This window comes from Synechococcus sp. WH 8101, from assembly GCF_004209775.1.
In the GTDB taxonomy this organism is placed as follows: Bacteria; Cyanobacteriota; Cyanobacteriia; order PCC-6307; family Cyanobiaceae; genus Synechococcus_C.
This window is the reverse complement of the sequence record NZ_CP035914.1, coordinates 359,322-375,651: the sequence shown is the minus strand read 5'-3', so window position 1 is coordinate 375,651 and position 16,330 is coordinate 359,322. Positions and strand designations below refer to the sequence as shown.

Below are 16,330 nucleotides of genomic sequence, written 5' to 3'. Positions count from 1 at the left end.
ATTCGTGACCGGCTGGCTGTTGATCCTGATGCTGCTCGTGCTCGGTGGCGTGCTCGCCACCCTGGGCGATCGGCTCGGCTCCAAGGTGGGCAAAGCCCGGCTGAGCCTGATGGGGTTGCGGCCGCGCCGCACCGCCGTGCTGATCACCGTGCTCACGGGCAGCCTGATTTCAGCATTGTCGCTCGGTCTGCTGCTGCTGGTGAGTCGGCAGCTGCGGGTGGGGCTGTTTGAACTGAATGCCCTGCAGACCAAGCTCAACGACAGCCGCAATGCCCTGAAGGCGAGTCGGCAGGCCCAGAAGAAAGCGAGCCGTGAACTGCTTCAGGCCCAGGCCGAACGCTCCCGTGCGAGCAAGGATCTGGCCGATGCCAAAGCCAAGGCCGAAACCCTCCGCCAGGCGCTGGTGCCTCTGCAGCAACAACGCCAGCAACTGGAGGCGGAACGGGCTCGACTCAGCCGCGACGTGAAAGCGCGCGATGCCGAGATCCGACGCACGGAAGCCGAGCTGGCCCAGGTGCGCGATCGCATCCGCAGCGGCGAGGCGGAACTGCGCCAACTGGAGAAGAACGTGTTGGCCCTGCGGCGGGGCAGCGTGGTGCTCAGCAGCGGCGAACCTCTGGCCACGGCCACCCTGCGGCTCGACAATCCCGGGCAAGCCAAGCAGGTGATCGACCAGATGCTGCGTGAGGCCAACCTGCAGGCCTACCAGCGCGTGTTGCCGGGTGAGAAGGCCGATCGGCAGATTCTGCTGGTGCCGCGCAACGACATCGAACGGCTCGAACAGGTGATTCGCCAACCGGGCACCTGGGTGGTGAATATCCGCTCCGCTGCCAATGTGCTGCTCGGCGAAAAAGTGGTCTATGCCATTCCTGAAGTGCGTCCGAACACCCAGGTGGTGAACACGGGCGATGTGCTGGCGCGCACCACGCTCGAACGCAACGAGACCAACAACGAAGCAGTGCGCAACCGCTTGAACTTGCTCCTGGCCTCCGCCCTTGCTGAAGCCCAACGGCGGGGGTCCCTCAGCCAGGGACTCCAGTTCGACGCCAACCGCCTCAACAGCCTCGGGCAGCAGCTGCTGGAGCGAGCTCCCTCCCGTATCGAGCTGGAGGTGGTGACCCTGCGCAGCAGTGACACCGCCGATCCCGTGGCTGTGGAGCTGCGGGCCGTGGGCGACATTCCCTCCAACACGCCAGCTGGCGCCCCCACGCCCTGATGACACGTCTGCTCGCGATCGACCCGGGACGCAGCAAATGTGGCCTGGTGCTCTGCGAACTCAGTCGCCAGCGTGTGATCGATGGCCTGGTGCTGCCGGTGGACGATGTTTTCCAACAGATCCAGCGCTGGAACGACGAAGAACCGATCAGCACCGTGCTGCTGGGCAACGGCACCGGCAGTGCCGACTGGGAACAACGCCTGCGCCCCTTGCTGCCCGTGGAGCTGGTGGAGGAACGGGGCACCACCCTGCGAGCACGCGCGCGCTACTGGACGCTGCGACCGCCGCGGGGCTGGCGCCGACTGCTTCCCGAAGGCCTGCGCCTGCCGCCGATCGATCTCGATGCCTTCGCGGCACTGGTGATGCTCGAAGATCACCTCGGCGTCAGGCTCGACTGGCCCAATCCGCTCAGAAACGGGCACGCACCGTGAAGGTGTAGTCGCCTCCCGGTTCCAGGTGGTAATCGGCCTTCACGAGAAAGCGGAGCAGGGCATCCTCAATCAAGGCCCGCCCCAGCGAAGGCTCCACATGCAGTTCACCGCGATCAAACAACCAGCAGAATTCCCAGGCGAAGCCCCCGGCCTGCACCTCGCCCTCCAGGCGCTGCTGCTGAAAGCTCTGACGCAGGACCCGGAGATGGGCCGTGGTGACCGGTAACGCACTCATGCGCCGCTCTCCCCATCTGCCAGCTGCAAACCATTGAGATGGTTGCCGGCGCGCTCCAATCCCTGGCGCTGGATCTGATCCACACCCTGCACCACCGCGTCGATCACCTGATCCAGGAGGGGCTGCTCCGCTTGGCTGAAGCGACCAAGCACATGGGACACGGTGCGGGCACGACGCTCCGCCGCCGTGCGCCCCGGGGCACCGATGCCAATTCGGAGCCGGGCAAAGGCCTCGGTGCCCAGATGCTGAATGGTGCTGCGCAAGCCGTTGTGGCCACCGGCGCCGCCCTTGGCGCGAAGACGCAGACGTCCCAGGGGCAGGTCCATATCATCCACCACCACCAGCAACTGATCGACATCGAACTGGAACCAATCCAGGGCGGCACGAATCGAGCGACCGCTCTCATTCATGAAGGTCTGCGGCATGAGCAGCCGCAACCGGCCTGGCCCAAAGCCGATCTCCGCCACCTGCCCTTGCAGCTTGGCCATTGATCGAAAGGCGCTGGAGTTGCGGCGGGCCAGCGCTTCCAACGCCATGAATCCCACGTTGTGGCGGGTGCCGTGGTAGCGATCACCTGGATTGCCGAGCCCAACGAGGAGCCGCAGCTGTCCTGCCTGCATCAGGAGGCGGGATCGCCTGGCTTCACGCTCTCACCAGCGACTGCATCGTGAGGCAAAGCTTCTGCGGCAGGCGGTAGAGGAGCTTGATCGATCGGCTCGGGTTCCGCCATCGCCTTGTTGATCTCACGCTCAAATTCCTTGGAGGCAGACTGGAACCCCTTCAGGGTTTTACCAAGAGTCCGCCCCAGCTCCGGCAGGCGCTTGGGCCCAAACACCAGCAGGGCCACCGCACCAATCACGGCCATTTCAGGAAGGCCGATGCCGAAGACATTCATCGCCCTACCTCAACCGAAACCGTTCCAGTTGACGTTGATGCCCTCAAGGATCAGCGACTTGTTGTAAAGCTGCAGGATCACCAGCAGGAACACCAGGAACAGGGCCATGAACACGCCCATCACAGGGGTGGTTCCCCAGCCGGGCACCACCTTGCCGTACTCGGAGTTGAGGGGACGGAGGAGATCTCCCAGTCGAGTGCGTTGCGCCATGACGGGCTTGGGTCTCGGGTGAGGTTCGGTCTGGATACTGTAGGGGCCATGGCCCGGAACGGGTCGAACCTGTCGAGAGATGTGATGGAAACCTCCTCCCCAGCGCTCACGGTGGCGATCGCGGTGCTCGCCGTTCTGCTCGGGCTGACCGGTTTCGGCATCTACACCGCCTTCGGCCCGCCCTCCAAACGACTGGATGACCCGTTCGACGATCACGACGACTGAGGCGCAGGCGACAGTTCCAGGTCGGCCAGTTCACCGGGCCGAAGCACCAGCTCCCGGGTGAGGCCCTCCACTCCCAGTCGACGCATCTGCCAGGCCGCCTCGTCCACCAGGTTCCAGCGCACACGCTTCGCGCCCGGATTCAACACCTGCAGCAGCACAACGCCAGAGGCCTGAGCGCGACTGACCCGGATCGGCACCAGTGCATCAGGAAGGGCTGGCAGCAGTGAGCGCACGGCCGGCATCGACCCCACCGGCCCCCACCAGCCGGACTCCCTGAAGGCGACAGCGGCCTGGGGCACGGCGTCCTCCGCCCAGCCGGATGGCAACGGCATCAGCGCCACCCGCAGACGATGGCGCCCCCGATCAGCGGAGGGATCAGGCCAGGTGGGTCCGCGCAAGAGCGACACGCCGAGCCGATGCGGTTGCACATCCACACCCTGCGGACCATCGAGCAGCACCGCAAGACCGCCTGCGGGTGCCGCCGCCTGACTCGCGAACCAGGAGATCAGCGGCACCTCCCAGCGCGCCTGTTCTCTGGCGGTGAGGGCCTGGGCCGGACGCTCGAGCACACCACCGCTGGTGTCGGCAGCCCAGCGCACAGCTGTCGCCTTCAACGGCACCTCCAGCCGCAGCAGTTCATGGGTCTGACGCCAGTCAATGCTGCAAATAAGCTCCAGCCAGGGATGGTCGGCACGCAGCTGCAGATCCACCCGAATCAGACTGGCGCCAGCCCGGCACCGCCAGACCAGCCGCGCCAGCAGCGGGCCGGTTTCGACCAGTTCAGGCGGCGCCTCCAGCTCACCGATGGGGAGGGGCTTGTCGCGATAGTCCGCAGCCAGATCCCAGGCATCCCAGAACTCGCCATGGTCAATAAAACGTTGCAGTACCAGGGGGGCCGCCAACTGGGCGACGCCCTCCCGATCCCACACCTGCTGCAGACCTGACGCATCGATGGATGCCGATACCCAGCCATTGCTGAGATGCCATCCCCCACCGGGCTGCCGCTCCGCCCGCACGGGGCAACGCACCGGCGCGGCTATGCCCTGGGAGCCACGTGTGAGGGGCACGGCCACCACACCCTGCTGGGGAGGCAACTGCACCCAGGTGCCCCCGCCGGGGGCCTCCTGAACGGGCAAGGCCTGTCCAACGCTGGACCAGCGACCGCGGGGGAGGCGCACGAGCGGACTCCATCGGGCCAGGGGGTGGAGTCCCACCCAGGCCCAACTGTGATCCGCTTCAGGGCTGCCCAGCAGCTGCTGCAGCTGCCCAGTCCGAAGTCGCGCCGCCTGGCGACGGGAGCGGCGCCAGATCGGCTCAGCCTGCTCAAAGACCTCCGGGATCGAGGTGCCAGGGAGGATGTCGTGAAATTGCTGAAACAGCAATGGCCGCCAGTCGGTCGCTTCGATCTCGGCGCCTTGAACAGCGCCTTGAACGGTGCCCTGCCGAGCCGATGCCAGCAGAGCCGCCGTCAGATCCGCCTCCCGCAGCAGCCGCTCCAGGCTGCGGTTGTGCCGCTTCTGATCCGGGCGACTGGTGGCACAGCCGCGATGCAACTCCAAATACAGCTCATCGCGCCACACCGGCCAATGGTCGGCATGCGCCTCCAGGGTCTGGAGATACCCACGCACGGTGCCCGGCTGCCGCGCCGACACCTGAGGGTGATCCCGCCAAAGCTGGAGATGCTCGAGCATTTCGACGGTGGGGCCACCGCCGTGATCGCCCACACCCGGAATCCAGAGCGACCGTTCGATGGCAGTGGCCTGGGCAAAGGCGCGCTGCTCGGCCTGGATCGCCTGGGGATCGGCATCGGTGCCGATCGGCGGCAGCATCAACGCCAGAAGCTCGCCGCCACCGCGACTACGCCAACGAAACAGACGGTGGGGGAAGGGCTGGGAGCTATTCCAGGCCAATTTATGGGTGCAGAACCAGCGCACCCCCTCCGCCGCCGCCACCGCCGGCAGACCAGCGCCGAAACCGAAACTGTCGGGCAGCCAGGCCAGATCGTGGCGCCACTCCGGGAACGTGCTTCGGCTGTAGGCCTGGCCGAGGGCGAATTGCTGTCGCAAGGACGCCGTGCTCACCAAAACGCAGTCGCTTTCCACCCAGGGGCCATTGATCGGCTCCCAGCGACCCGCCTGACTCGCGGCCCGGATCCGGGCGAAGAGGGCCGGGCGGAACCGTTCCATCCACGCGTACAGAGCCGGCGTGGAGTGGGCGAAATGGAGCTCCGGAAAACGGTCCATCAGATCCAGTGCGGAGCGGAAGGTCCGCTCCGCCGCTTCCCAGGTGTCGGCCACTGGCCAGAGCCAGGCGAGATCGAGATGGGCATGCCCCACCCAGTGCACCGCACCAGTGGCCGGTGCCAGAGTCTGCAGGGTGGTCGCCACCGCCGTGCCGGCCTCGGCCGTCAAGGGATCCAGCGCCAACACGGCATCGGGCAACACTGCCTGCGAGAGGGCCAGAGCCTCAGGAAGCAACAGCTGGGCAGGATCCCGGCCGGCCTCACGCGGTTCCCGCACGATCGCGCTGCTGATCAGGGCGCCGTCGTCATGACAGGGGCTGCGCAGCTCCAGGTCAAAGCGGAGTGGAGCGCCGTCGTGCCAACGCTGCGGCAGGGGCCAGCGACAGCGTGTGTCGAACAGATCGCCTTCGTGCACAAGCTGACCATCCACCCAGAGGCGCACAGCGTCCGCCCACCAGCTCAACACCAGACGGGCCTGAGCTGGCTCGCCACGCCAGGCCTCAGGACAGGTGACCTCCTGCTGCAGCCGACACCAACGGCCACCCCGAGGCCAGGCCAGCAAGCCCCGCGCATGCCAGTCCGGCCGATGCTCCCTGCACCAGGGAGCAGCCAGGGCCGGCCCTGAATCAGGCCGATCAGACCGGATCCAACGATCGAGCAGCTCGAGACGAGACCGACGTCGAAACGTTTCAATCCACGCCAATCGCCGCGCCTGGAGCGGGGTCTGCATCGTGTTTCCCAATCCTTGCCCCATAGGATGATGGCGCTGTCCCAGACGCCGGTCGGTCTCCATGCTCGCCCTCAAGATCTCCGTTTACTCGGTTGTCTTCTTTTTCCTCGGGATCTTCGTGTTCGGCTTCCTGGCAAGCGATCCCAGCCGCACCCCCAGCCGTAAGGACCTGGAAGACTGACCCTCCCTGCGCGTCAGGGCTGGATGAACGTGGCAGGATCACCGGCCACAGCAGTTCTTTCGCTTGTCGGCCAGCACCGCCACTACAGATTCGACGCGATGGTGGCTGAGTCGAGGGATTGCACTCACCGCTTTGAGTGTTGTGTTAATCGGTGGGCCTCGACCCCTGCAAGCCCAGATACTCGATGACGGCAGCGAGTGGAGCGACGATTCCGCTAACGGCTTTGATAGGGATCCAGGTTCAGACAAGCCTCAACCAAGCCTGAAAGAGGTCCTTGCCGAGGTCACGACAGATGCCCCGACTCAGCCATCTCCGAGCAATCAGGTGGCTGCCGCGCAGAAAAGGCCGCCACTGAACATCAAGCTGCAAGCAGATCGTCAGAGCTTTGATGTACGGCGCAACCTTTTCATCGCCGAGGGCAATGTGCGCGCTGTGCTCAATGGTGGCGTCCTGCAGGCCGACCGCATCGAGTTCGACAGCGCTTTCAGCACCCTCTACGCCCGGGGGAGTGTGCGTTTCCGCCGAGGTTCGCAATATTTCCAGGCCAGCACCCTTCATTTCAGCCTGATCCAGAACGAAGGTGAACTCAGCGACGTTTACGGCGTTCTTGATCTCGACAGTGCGGCGCTGGATTTCAACCCCACCAGCGGCAGTGCCTCATCCGGGCCCATCACCTCAAGCCCCCCACCTCTGCTGCCGGTCGTCGAATCCAGCAGCCTCGGTTTCCCGACGGCCTTGGAGCTGGAGCTGCAAGCGAACAGCCCAGAACGGCTCAATCCCCAGGATGATGGCAGCACGTTCTGGGATCTGGAACTGCCGCCGGCACCGGAGTGGCTAGTGCCAGAGACCGCCGCTCCCCAGAAGCCTGAGCTGGGGATGGCCTGTCCCCCGGTGCTGCCGCCAATTCCCGCCTGGCAACCCCACCCCTGGGCCGTGACCGCGTGGGGCGGCCAAATGATCGATTCCAACTTCGGCGATACGTTTTTATTCAACGGCCGCATGCGACCGGAATACCTGCTCGGCGTCAGCATGCAGAAACGGATCTGGCGCGCCGGCCCCTTCTCCCTCGAACTGGAAGCAGACCTCTTTGGCCATCACGCCTATGAGCAAGCGGGCGGTCCTTACAACCAAGCGGTTCCGAATGCCGACACGGCCTCTCAGACATTCGCCGAGGGGATTCTTGGACTAGGAGCCCGGCTGTGGATCCAACCCTGGCTGAGCTTCGGGTTTGTGGAGGGAATCAGCTACAACTCGGCCGTCAGTAACTACGAGCGAACCTACAGGGAGAACTACGCCCAACTGCTGAACTATCTCGCCTTTGAACTGGAAGCTGCCGTCTCGGATGAGGTGTCTTTGGTTGGGAGAATCCACCACCGCTCCGGCGCATTCGGCACCTACAGCGGCGTACGTGAAGGCAGCAACGCCTACCTGATTGGCCTGCGTTACCGCTGGGGCCAGGATCCAGCAGCCCCAGAGCAGACCGACGTCCCACCACCACTCGGTTGCCCGGATCCGGATCGAGCCAGTCGCGTCGAGCCTCAGACTCTCAACGAACAGCTCAATGACATCACCCTCGGCGCGCCGACCCCAACGTCGACTGGAGTCGAGGCAGCAGGTTCGCAAGCATCTACACCCTTGGCGCATACCAATGAGTCACGCTTGTCGCTGCGTGAACAGGAAGCACTTCGAGACAAGGCAATCGCAGCAATTGATCAACGCATCACAAGCATCCAGTTCCAGCAATCCCTCACCATCGACCGTCGCATCGGTGTCCCGAGCTCCCTGCGCAACAACGATGTCGAAGAGCAGAACACCTATGGAGCTGTTCAGCCATCACAACTGGATCAACTGGGGCGCACGCAGTTGATCACTGGCGCCATCAGCCGCTGGCGCATCCAGGCAGCGCGCGTGCGCATCACCCCCGACGGTTGGAGGGCGGATCGCATGGGCTTCACCAATGACCCCTTTACACCGGCCCAGACCCGGATCGATGCCGATGGTGTAGTAGCAACGGAACAAGCCAATGGCGACATCCTGATCAAGAGTGAGCGCAACCGCCTGATTGTGGAAGAGCGACTGCCGATTCCCGTGAGTCGCACTCAACGTATTCAGAAGGAAGAGGAAGTGGAGAACCGCTGGGTGTTCGGCATCGACAATGAAGACCGCAACGGCTTTTTCATCGGCCGCAACCTCAAACCGATTGAGCTCACAACCGATTACACCCTGAGCCTTCAACCACAGTTCCTTCTGCAACGTGCCATCAACGGTGAAACCAATAGCTACGTGGCCCCCGGCTCTTCCGTGGACAGTGGCACGGTGACGCAGCCCACAACAATCGGCGACCTCTTCGGCCTGGAAGCAAAGCTCAACGGCCAGGTCTGGGGATGGAAGACTAACTTCAATGCTGACATCAGCACCTTCAGCGCAGAGAACATTGCCAATGGCAGTCGTTACTGGGGAGATGTGAGGAATCGCTTCACACTTCCCTGGCTGGGGGGCATCAGCACGCGTTTGTTTGGAGCCTACCGCTATCGAACCTGGAACGGATCACTTGGAGAAACCGATGTGTATTCCGCCTATGGCGCTTTCGCCGAACAGAAAGGAAACTTCAACCTCGGCAAACTCGAAAACTCTTATCTCTGGCGTGCTGGCGTCGGCAACTATCAGGCCGAGAGCTTTACGAGCACTAATCTCGCCGACCTTTGGCGGGCCAATATCTTCGGTTCGATTAACAGCAGCTATCCGCTCTGGCGCGGACAACCGGCCCCACTCACACCAGAGCGGGCCTATCGCTACTCGCCGGTGGCCATTGTTCCCGGCCTGAGCCTCAACACCAATGTCAATACGCTGCTCGCTGCCTACGGCGATGGCAATCAACAAAACACCATCAGCCTCTCGGGTGGCCCCACATTGACCCTGGGCACGTTCAGCAAGCCGTTCCTCGACTACACCCAACTTTCGGTCACGGGTGGCGGAACGCTCAAACAGGGTGCGAGCCCCTTCGATTTCGACCAGGCGGTGGATCTCGGAACCCTGGGTGTCGGCCTCACCCAGCAGATCGCCGGGCCGCTGTTGATCAGCGCCGGCGTGGCTCTCAACGTGGATCCGGCCTCCGAGTTCTACGGCGATGTGATCAATTCCAACATTGAGGTGCGTTGGCAGCGCCGCAGTTACGACTTCGGCTTCTACTACAACCCTTACGAAGGCATCGGCGGCTTCCGCTTCCGCCTCAACGACTTCAACTTCACGGGCACCGGCGTGCCGTTTATTCCCTACACCCCTCGCAATCTGCCGAACGAACTGGAAAACCGGCCGTTCTGACCACGCCTCTGGCGGATCACTCCTCGGGGCCGCCGCCGTAGATCAGATGGCTGCCGGTGAGATCAGAACCGGCAAACTGCATCCCCTCGGTGCGCACTCCCGGCGCATAGGCGTTGATCACCACCGCCTCTCGCAGATCGGCACGGCGAAGATCCGTTCCCGCCAGCTCGGCATTGGTGAGCGTTGCGCCCTTCAAGCCAGCCCCATCGAGGCGCGCGCCACTGAGATCGGCCCCCTCGAGATTGGCTTCATCCAGGCGGGCACCGCGTAGGTCGGCCTCCCGCAGATCGGCACCGATCAGATGGGCACCGACCAGATCCACGCCTCGCAGGTCACAGCCCGCGCAAGCCCCCGTGCTCAGCAACTGCTGGCGAGGGTCCTGAAACGGCTCCACCCGGAGCGGCACCATCTCGGCCGCTGGCAGCGGAGAGGCCATGACCAGGAGCAGGGCAAGGCAACCAGTCAGCGGCGTGAGTTGAGCGGGGAAGCGATCCATGGCCAAGGAGCCTCTCTCTCCTTCATAGACACTCCAGCAAGTGTCCGCAGCCCTAAAACCCGTTCAGGTAAGGAAGCGTGGCCATGGTCGCCCTGAGCTCTGCATCGCGGGCCACCAGCTGCGATGTCGCATCCCAGCGGCCAGTGAGCAGCATCTCCCGGGCACCGGGATCCAGGCTGATCGACCAGCTACCGGCCTGGGGCTCACTGCAGGCGTTGGCCTCCAGATTGAGCGTCCAGCGGCGGCCGGGGTCGGCCTCCACAGCAGCCTGAAGCGCCAGCACCTGCTCCGGCGTGGCTGTGGCGCAGGGAATCCCGAGCGCCAGGCAATTGCCATGAAAGATCTCAGCGAAGCTGACGCCGATCAGGGCACGGATCCCCCAACGCATCAACGCCTGGGGGGCGTGCTCACGACTGGAACCGCAGCCGAAGTTGCCGTTCACCACAAGAATCGAGGCACCGGCATGGGCGGGCTGATCGAAGGGGTGAGTACCGCCCAGCTCGCTGCGATCGTCGGCAAACACCTGATCGCCGAGCGCCTCAAAGCTGACGCACTTGAGAAAACGGGCGGGAATGATCCGATCGGTATCGATGTCATCACCGCGCAATGTGAAGGCAGACCCGCTGATCTGGCGGATTTCACCCTGGGGGAAGCTGCCGGGAGAGGTCATGAACGGCGTAAGGAGGGAATTGCAGGAAACAACAACAGCGTGATGGCGGGGTGCCTCAAGCCGTGGCCGGCAGGGCCGCGAGATGGCGCACATCCGTCACCTGTCCGGTGACTGCGGCGGCCGCCACCATGGCCGGGCTCATCAGCAGCGTGCGACCACTCGCCGACCCCTGCCGGCCTTTGAAATTGCGGTTGCTGGAGCTGGCACTGATCTGCCGACCCTCCAGGCGATCCGGATTCATGGCCAGACACATCGAACAGCCCGGCTCACGCCATTCGAAACCCGCCGCACGGAACACCGCATCAAGGCCCTCAGCTTCGGCGGCCCGGGCCACCTGCTCGGAACCGGGCACCACAAACGCCCGGATCCCGGGGGAGACCTGGCGCCCCCGCGCCACCACCGCCGCCGCCTGCAGATCACTCAAGCGGCCGTTGGTGCAGCTGCCGATGAAACACACGTCCACCGGCACGCCGGCGATCGGCTGCCCGGGGGTGAGATCCATGTAGCGATACGCCTCCTCGGCGATCGGGCGCTCGGAGGGTTCAAGCTGCTCCGGGGTCGGCACCGCCTCATTCACGGCGATGCCCTGCCCAGGGGTGATCCCCCAGGTCACGGTGGGGGCAATCGCTGCAGCATCGAAACGCACCTCGTCATCGAAGTTGGCATCAGGATCAGACGCCAGCGAACGCCACCAGGCCACAGCCCTATCCCAGGCCTCGCCGCTGGGCGCACCCGGGCGTCCTGCGAGGTAATCGATGGTCACCTGGTCGGGATTGACGTAACCGCAGCGAGCACCACCTTCGATCGCCATGTTGCAGAGGGTCATGCGCTCCTCCATCGAGAGCGCTTCAATCGCCGGTCCGGCGAATTCATAGGCATGGCCCACACCCGCCTTGACCCCCAGGGTGCGGATCACGTGCAGGATCAGGTCTTTGGCGAAGACCCCCGATCCGAGCTGATGGTCGACCCAGATTCTGCGCACCTTGAGCTTGTTCATCGCCAGGCTCTGGCTGGCCAGCACATCGCGCACCTGGCTGGTGCCGATGCCGAAGGCGATCGCACCGAAGGCGCCGTGGGTGGAGGTGTGGGAATCACCGCAGGCCACCGTCATCCCCGGTTGGGTGAGACCGAGCTCCGGCGCAATCACATGCACGATGCCCTGACGGCCGCTGCCCAGGCCATGCAGGGTGATGCCATGGCGGGCGCAGTTGCGCTCCAGCGTGCTGAGCATCTCCTCGGCGAGGGGATCGGCGAAGGGTCGAGCCTGACTGGTGGTGGGCACGATGTGATCGACGGTGGCCACTGTGCGTTCCGGGCAGCGCACGCTGAGGTCCTTGTCTTCAAGGGCGGCGAAAGCCTGCGGGCTGGTGACCTCATGGATGAGGTGGAGGCCAATGAAGAGCTGGGTCGATCCTCCCGGCAGCTCAGCCACACGATGAAGATCCCAGACCTTGTCGTAAAGCGTGCCGCTGCTCATACCGGCCAGTTGAGAAGCGTTTCACCCTAGGCGGTGATGTTGGTGCGATCGATCGGATCAAGCCAGCGCGTGAGGGCGGAGAGGGGAAGCATCAGCAGCATCGGCACCATGCACACCCCCCACTGGTTCAGGTTGAGAGGCACCGTGCCGAAGAAGGCATTCAGCCAATGGCTTTGGCTGTAGAGCACCTGCAGGCACAGCGCCAGGGCCAGGCCGATCAGCAACACCGAAGCCTGCCGCAGGCGCCGCCAGGTAGGGCCTCCAGGCCAGGGGCCATGGCTGATGCGACTGATGCCGATCAGATACACCACCTGAGACAACACCAGGCCCTGCACCGCCATCGTGCGGGCCAGCGCCAGATCGTCGCTGCGCTCGATCACCAGTGAAAACAAACCGAACAGCAACAGCCAGTTGAAGATCGACACCAGAAGCACCCGCAGCAGCAACGGCCTGGTCAGCAAGGGCTGATGCACGGGGCGAGGCGGGCGGTCCATCAGCCCCGGAGCGGGGGGCTCAAAGGCGAGCGGCACCGACATGGTGAGCGAACTCACCATGTTGAGCCAAAGCACCTGAAGGGCCGTGACCGGCAACTCCAGCCCCAACAGGGCACCGAGCAGGATCGTCATCGACGCCCCACCGTTGACGGGCAGCAGAAACGCCAGGGTGCGTCGCAGATTGACGTACACCGCCCGCCCTTCCTCCACGGCCGCTTCGATCGTGGCGAAATTGTCATCGGTGAGCAGCATGGCTGCCGATTCACGCGCCACCTCCGTGCCGCCGCGTCCCATGGCGATGCCGATATCGGCCTGACGCAGAGCCGGCGCATCATTCACGCCATCCCCCGTCATCGCCACCACCTCGCCCCGGCTCTGCAGGGCCTGCACCAGCGCGAGCTTCTGGGCTGGAGCCACCCGCGCAAACAGATCACAACCGCTCACCGCCTCAGCGAGCCCCGCCGCATCCAGAGCGTCCAGCTGCCGGCCCTCCAGGACGGTGTCGGCCCGGAGGCCCAACCTCTCAGCAATCGCTCGGGCCGTGCCGGCATGGTCACCGGTGATCATCACCACGCGAATGCCGGCGCGGCGGCAGACCCGCACGGCGCGGATCGCCTCAGTCCGGGGTGGATCCATCAAGCCCTGAAGCCCGAGAAAGTCGAGGCCGCCTTCCACATGCTCAAGCTCGAGGCGCTCCTGATCGGGCTCGGGCACGCCGATCGCAAACGCCAGCACCCGCAGCCCCCGGGAGGCCATCGCCGCCACGGCGCTCTCAACGGCCTGCCGATCGAGGGGCTCGGCGGCGCCGTCGGCCGCGCGTTGCCGGCTACAGCGGGGCAGCAGTGCCTCCACCGAACCCTTCAGAAGAATGCGGCGGCTGCCGTGCAGGGTGGCCATGAATTGCAGCTCTGATGAAAAGGGGATGCCATCGAGCCGGGGGTGATGGTGCCGGATCTGGTGCTGATCGAATCCGGCACGATCCGCCGCCAGCAACAGAGCCGTTTCCGTGGGATCGCCGATCGCCTGCGGAGTCGCCTGCGACGACTTGCCGTCCTCGCGCACCAAGCTGGCGTCATTGCAAAGCAGACCGGCCAGCAGGGTGTCGCGCAGGGCCTGATTCCGACTGAGCGCATCGTCGCCATCGCCGGCCCAGAGGGACGCGAGCGCACGACTCTCGCCCCCGGCATGGATCTCCTGCACGGTCATCCGGTTCTCTGTGAGGGTGCCGGTTTTGTCGGAACAGATCACGGTGGTGCTTCCGAGGGCCTCCACCGCCGGCAGGCGCCGGATGATCGCGTTGCGTGCGGCCATGCGATGCACACCGATCGCCAGGATGATCGTGACGATCGCTGGCAGTTCCTCCGGAATCGCACCCACCGCCAGGGCAACGGCTCCATCGAACATCTCCAGCGGTTCGCGCCCCCGCCAGACCCCGATCACGAAGGTCATGAGCGCCAGGCCGACGATGAGTTGGAGCAGACGGCGTCCGAAACGCTGGATCTGCCGGGTGAGCGGCGTACTCAGGCTTGGCTGATCCTGCAGAGAGGTGGAGATCTTCCCCACCTCGGTGGCATCGCCGATCGCCGTGACGACCGCAACCCCCTGACCGGCCACCACAAAAGTGCCGGCATGCAGCATCGAAGCCCGCTCCGGCAAGGGGGTGTCGGCCGGGAGCGGCGCCGGATCTCGGCTCACCGGCAGCGATTCACCAGTCAACACCGATTCATCCACCCGCAGATCCCGCCCCCGCAACAAGCGCAGATCCGCCGGCACCTTGTCGCCGGCGGCCAGGCAGACGAGGTCACCGCGCACCAGCTGATCGGAGGCCAGACGCTGATGCTGGCCTTCCCGCACCACCTCCACCTCCGTGCGCACCGCACTGGCCAGGGCTGCAATCGCTGTTTCGGCGCGGCTCTCCTGCACAAAGCCGATCACACCATTGATCAGGGTGACGCTCCAGACCGCCAGAGCTTCCCGGGGCGACCCGCTCAGCAGCTTGACGGCGCCCACCGCCAGCAGGGTGTAAAGAAGCGGATCATGAAATTGCTGCAGAAAGCGCAGCGCTAACGGCCGCCGCCGCCGCTCAGACAGCCGATTCCAGCCCTCCTGCTGCTGACGCAGCGCCACAGCATGGGCCGCCATACCACGATCGCCATCGCTCCCGAGGCTCTGCAGCAGCTCGGCCAAAGAGCTGGCATGGGGAGGGCGAATGGCGTCGGGTGACCGCATCAGCCAGGGGGGGCATCGAGCAGGCGCAGGCGCAGGCGATTGAGCGCTTCACCCACGCTGAGGCGCCGCACCCAGCTGCGGCCATGGCTGGAGCCGAAACGCTCCGCTCCACTCCGGCAGCCGTCCGGACCCGCCACAGCCAGATGCACCAGACCCACCGGCTTCGTCGCGGAGCCACCGCCTGGGCCGGCGATCCCGGTGATGGCCACACCCCAGTCGGCGCCGGTGCAACGGCGCACGCCCTCCGCCATCGCCTCAGCCACCGGATCACTCACGGCGCCATGGCAGGCCAGCAGCTCAGCCGATACTCCGAGGAGGTGCTGCTTCACAGCATCGGCATAGGCGACAACACCGCCCAGAAGCACAGCCGAAGCCCCCGGCACCTCCGTCAGGGCAGCGCCGAGCCCTCCTCCGGTGCAGGATTCAGCCACGGCCAGGGTCTCCCCCCGTTGCTGCAGAAGCGCGAGCACAACAGACGCCAGCGTCTCCCCATCCCGCCCAAAGCACAGACGACCGCTGCGCTGCCGCAGCTCCTGCTCGAGAGGGTCCAACAGCCGTTGGGCCTCCGGCTCGGACGACGCCTGAGCTGTCAGCCGCAGCATCACCTCGCCACCACCGGAGTAAGGAGCCACGGTGGGATTGGTGCCAGAGAGAAGATCCTCGACCTGCTCGGCCAGCCTGGATTCACCGATGCCCCAGAAATGCAGCTGACGACTGGCGATCACGCCCTGCGTCAGCGCCGCGGCACGCAACCAGGGAGCCGCGGATTCGGTCCACATCGCCCGCATTTCGCTGGGCACTCCGGGAAAGGTGAGGATCGTGAAGTCCTCACGAGGCGTCCAGATCATTCCTGGGGCCGTGCCGGTGGGATTGGGAAGCACAGCTGCGCCTTTGGGCAGCAGGGCCTGATTGCGCAGGCTGGGGGAGGGCACCTTGCCGCGAGCGGCCAGCTTCGCCTCAATGTCGGCCCAGACCTCCGGTCGCTCTTCCAGTGGCACCGCAAAAGCAGCGGCCAGAGCCTCGGCGGTGAGGTCATCCGGAGTTGGACCGAGCCCGCCTGTGGTGATCAGCACCCGGGAACGCTCCGCCGCCTCCCGCGCAAAAGCGATCAGACGCTCGCGGTTGTCGCCGAGCACCGACTGCCGGAAATGGGGCATGCCGAGTGACGCCAGCTGCTCCGCAATCCAGCGGGCATTGCCATTGAGGATGTTGCCGAGCAGCAACTCCGTGCCCACGCAGAGCAGCTCAACCCCCCTGGAGCTGGACCCCATGGCCGCT

At 65.1% G+C, this 16,330-nt stretch carries 15 protein-coding genes; 5 read left to right on the top strand and 10 right to left on the bottom strand.

Annotated elements, in window-relative coordinates:
- The first annotated feature begins 4 nt into the window (after nt 1-4).
- A complete protein-coding gene (locus SynWH8101_RS01705; RefSeq protein WP_130128319.1) occupies nt 5-1,216 on the top strand; it encodes a DUF3084 domain-containing protein in 1,212 nt (403 codons plus the stop codon).
- Nucleotides 1,216-1,647: a resolvase gene (locus SynWH8101_RS01700; protein WP_130128318.1), complete on the top strand. Its 432-nt coding sequence runs from the start codon at nt 1,216-1,218 to the stop codon at nt 1,645-1,647. Before SynWH8101_RS01705 ends, SynWH8101_RS01700 begins: the two co-directional genes overlap by 1 nt.
- On the opposite strand, the gene SynWH8101_RS01695 is transcribed toward SynWH8101_RS01700, so the two are convergent.
- The 4 genes from SynWH8101_RS01695 to psbH are packed head-to-tail and all read right to left on the bottom strand — an operon-like array spanning nt 1,625 to nt 2,987.
- Nucleotides 1,625-1,882, bottom strand: a complete 258-nt coding sequence (locus SynWH8101_RS01695; protein WP_007100741.1) for a DUF3146 family protein — start codon at nt 1,880-1,882, stop codon at nt 1,625-1,627. The two genes, SynWH8101_RS01700 and SynWH8101_RS01695, sit on opposite strands and share 23 nt — an antisense overlap.
- Nucleotides 1,879-2,502, bottom strand: coding sequence for an aminoacyl-tRNA hydrolase (gene pth, locus SynWH8101_RS01690; protein WP_130128317.1), 624 nt, complete (start codon nt 2,500-2,502; stop codon nt 1,879-1,881). The genes SynWH8101_RS01695 and pth overlap by 4 nt, the downstream gene beginning before the upstream one ends.
- Nucleotides 2,502-2,777 carry a TatA/E family twin arginine-targeting protein translocase gene (locus SynWH8101_RS01685; RefSeq protein ID WP_130128316.1) on the bottom strand — a complete coding sequence of 92 codons (276 nt, stop codon included), beginning with the start codon at nt 2,775-2,777 and terminating at the stop codon, nt 2,502-2,504. The genes pth and SynWH8101_RS01685 overlap by 1 nt, the downstream gene beginning before the upstream one ends.
- A gap of 9 nt (nt 2,778-2,786) precedes the next feature.
- Nucleotides 2,787-2,987: a photosystem II reaction center phosphoprotein PsbH gene (gene psbH, locus SynWH8101_RS01680; RefSeq protein ID WP_007100744.1), complete on the bottom strand. Its 201-nt coding sequence runs from the start codon at nt 2,985-2,987 to the stop codon at nt 2,787-2,789.
- An 84-nt stretch (nt 2,988-3,071) separates the two neighbouring features.
- Here psbH and psbN point away from each other — a divergent pair, with 84 nt between their 5' ends.
- Entirely contained in the window at nt 3,072-3,212 is a 141-nt protein-coding gene (gene psbN / locus SynWH8101_RS01675; RefSeq protein WP_007100745.1) for a photosystem II reaction center protein PsbN, read from the top strand.
- On the opposite strand, the gene SynWH8101_RS01670 is transcribed toward psbN, so the two are convergent.
- Nucleotides 3,200-6,184: a glycoside hydrolase family 38 C-terminal domain-containing protein gene (locus SynWH8101_RS01670; protein ID WP_254428009.1), complete on the bottom strand. Its 2,985-nt coding sequence runs from the start codon at nt 6,182-6,184 to the stop codon at nt 3,200-3,202. The two genes, psbN and SynWH8101_RS01670, sit on opposite strands and share 13 nt — an antisense overlap.
- Before the next feature lie 61 nt (nt 6,185-6,245).
- On the opposite strand from SynWH8101_RS01670, the gene SynWH8101_RS01665 reads away from it, so the two are divergent.
- Together SynWH8101_RS01665 and SynWH8101_RS01660 are read left to right on the top strand one after the other, a co-directional pair.
- A complete protein-coding gene (locus tag SynWH8101_RS01665; protein ID WP_006042333.1) occupies nt 6,246-6,365 on the top strand; it encodes a photosystem II reaction center protein I in 120 nt (39 codons plus the stop codon).
- A 324-nt stretch (nt 6,366-6,689) separates the two neighbouring features.
- Nucleotides 6,690-9,686: a DUF3769 domain-containing protein gene (locus tag SynWH8101_RS01660; protein ID WP_254428008.1), complete on the top strand. Its 2,997-nt coding sequence runs from the start codon at nt 6,690-6,692 to the stop codon at nt 9,684-9,686.
- A gap of 16 nt (nt 9,687-9,702) precedes the next feature.
- Here SynWH8101_RS01660 and SynWH8101_RS01655 read toward each other — a convergent pair whose 3' ends face one another.
- From SynWH8101_RS01655 to SynWH8101_RS01635, 5 genes are all read right to left on the bottom strand, one after another.
- Nucleotides 9,703-10,122 carry a pentapeptide repeat-containing protein gene (locus SynWH8101_RS01655; protein WP_254428007.1) on the bottom strand — a complete coding sequence of 140 codons (420 nt, stop codon included), beginning with the start codon at nt 10,120-10,122 and terminating at the stop codon, nt 9,703-9,705.
- A gap of 112 nt (nt 10,123-10,234) precedes the next feature.
- Nucleotides 10,235-10,852: a 3-isopropylmalate dehydratase small subunit 2 gene (locus tag SynWH8101_RS01650; protein ID WP_130128313.1), complete on the bottom strand. Its 618-nt coding sequence runs from the start codon at nt 10,850-10,852 to the stop codon at nt 10,235-10,237.
- A 55-nt stretch (nt 10,853-10,907) separates the two neighbouring features.
- Complete coding sequence (leuC, locus tag SynWH8101_RS01645; protein ID WP_130128312.1) at nt 10,908-12,329, bottom strand: 3-isopropylmalate dehydratase large subunit; 1,422 nt, start codon at nt 12,327-12,329, stop codon at nt 10,908-10,910.
- A 26-nt stretch (nt 12,330-12,355) separates the two neighbouring features.
- Nucleotides 12,356-15,052, bottom strand: coding sequence for an HAD-IC family P-type ATPase (locus SynWH8101_RS01640; RefSeq protein WP_130128311.1), 2,697 nt, complete (start codon nt 15,050-15,052; stop codon nt 12,356-12,358).
- A complete protein-coding gene (locus SynWH8101_RS01635) occupies nt 15,052-16,323 on the bottom strand; it encodes a competence/damage-inducible protein A (RefSeq protein WP_130128310.1) in 1,272 nt (423 codons plus the stop codon). The genes SynWH8101_RS01640 and SynWH8101_RS01635 overlap by 1 nt, the downstream gene beginning before the upstream one ends.
- Between the last annotated feature and the right edge of the window lie 7 nt (nt 16,324-16,330).

Bases quoted from the DNA above. Each gene is read 5' to 3' on its own strand.
- leuC (WP_130128312.1), bottom strand. From the start codon at position 12,329: ATGAGCAGCGGCACGCTTTACGACAAGGTCTGGGATCTTCATCGTGTG.
- SynWH8101_RS01650 (WP_130128313.1), bottom strand. From the start codon at position 10,852: ATGACCTCTCCCGGCAGCTTCCCCCAGGGTGAAATCCGCCAGATCAGC.
- SynWH8101_RS01700 (WP_130128318.1), top strand. From the start codon at position 1,216: ATGACACGTCTGCTCGCGATCGACCCGGGACGCAGCAAATGTGGCCTG.
- SynWH8101_RS01635 (WP_130128310.1), bottom strand. From the start codon at position 16,323: ATGGGGTCCAGCTCCAGGGGGGTTGAGCTGCTCTGCGTGGGCACGGAG.
- psbN (WP_007100745.1), top strand. From the start codon at position 3,072: ATGGAAACCTCCTCCCCAGCGCTCACGGTGGCGATCGCGGTGCTCGCC.
- SynWH8101_RS01655 (WP_254428007.1), bottom strand. From the start codon at position 10,122: ATGGCCTCTCCGCTGCCAGCGGCCGAGATGGTGCCGCTCCGGGTGGAG.
- psbH (WP_007100744.1), bottom strand. From the start codon at position 2,987: ATGGCGCAACGCACTCGACTGGGAGATCTCCTCCGTCCCCTCAACTCC.
- SynWH8101_RS01685 (WP_130128316.1), bottom strand. From the start codon at position 2,777: ATGAATGTCTTCGGCATCGGCCTTCCTGAAATGGCCGTGATTGGTGCG.
- SynWH8101_RS01670 (WP_254428009.1), bottom strand. From the start codon at position 6,184: ATGCAGACCCCGCTCCAGGCGCGGCGATTGGCGTGGATTGAAACGTTT.
- pth (WP_130128317.1), bottom strand. From the start codon at position 2,502: ATGCAGGCAGGACAGCTGCGGCTCCTCGTTGGGCTCGGCAATCCAGGT.
- SynWH8101_RS01640 (WP_130128311.1), bottom strand. From the start codon at position 15,052: ATGCGGTCACCCGACGCCATTCGCCCTCCCCATGCCAGCTCTTTGGCC.
- SynWH8101_RS01665 (WP_006042333.1), top strand. From the start codon at position 6,246: ATGCTCGCCCTCAAGATCTCCGTTTACTCGGTTGTCTTCTTTTTCCTC.
- SynWH8101_RS01695 (WP_007100741.1), bottom strand. From the start codon at position 1,882: ATGAGTGCGTTACCGGTCACCACGGCCCATCTCCGGGTCCTGCGTCAG.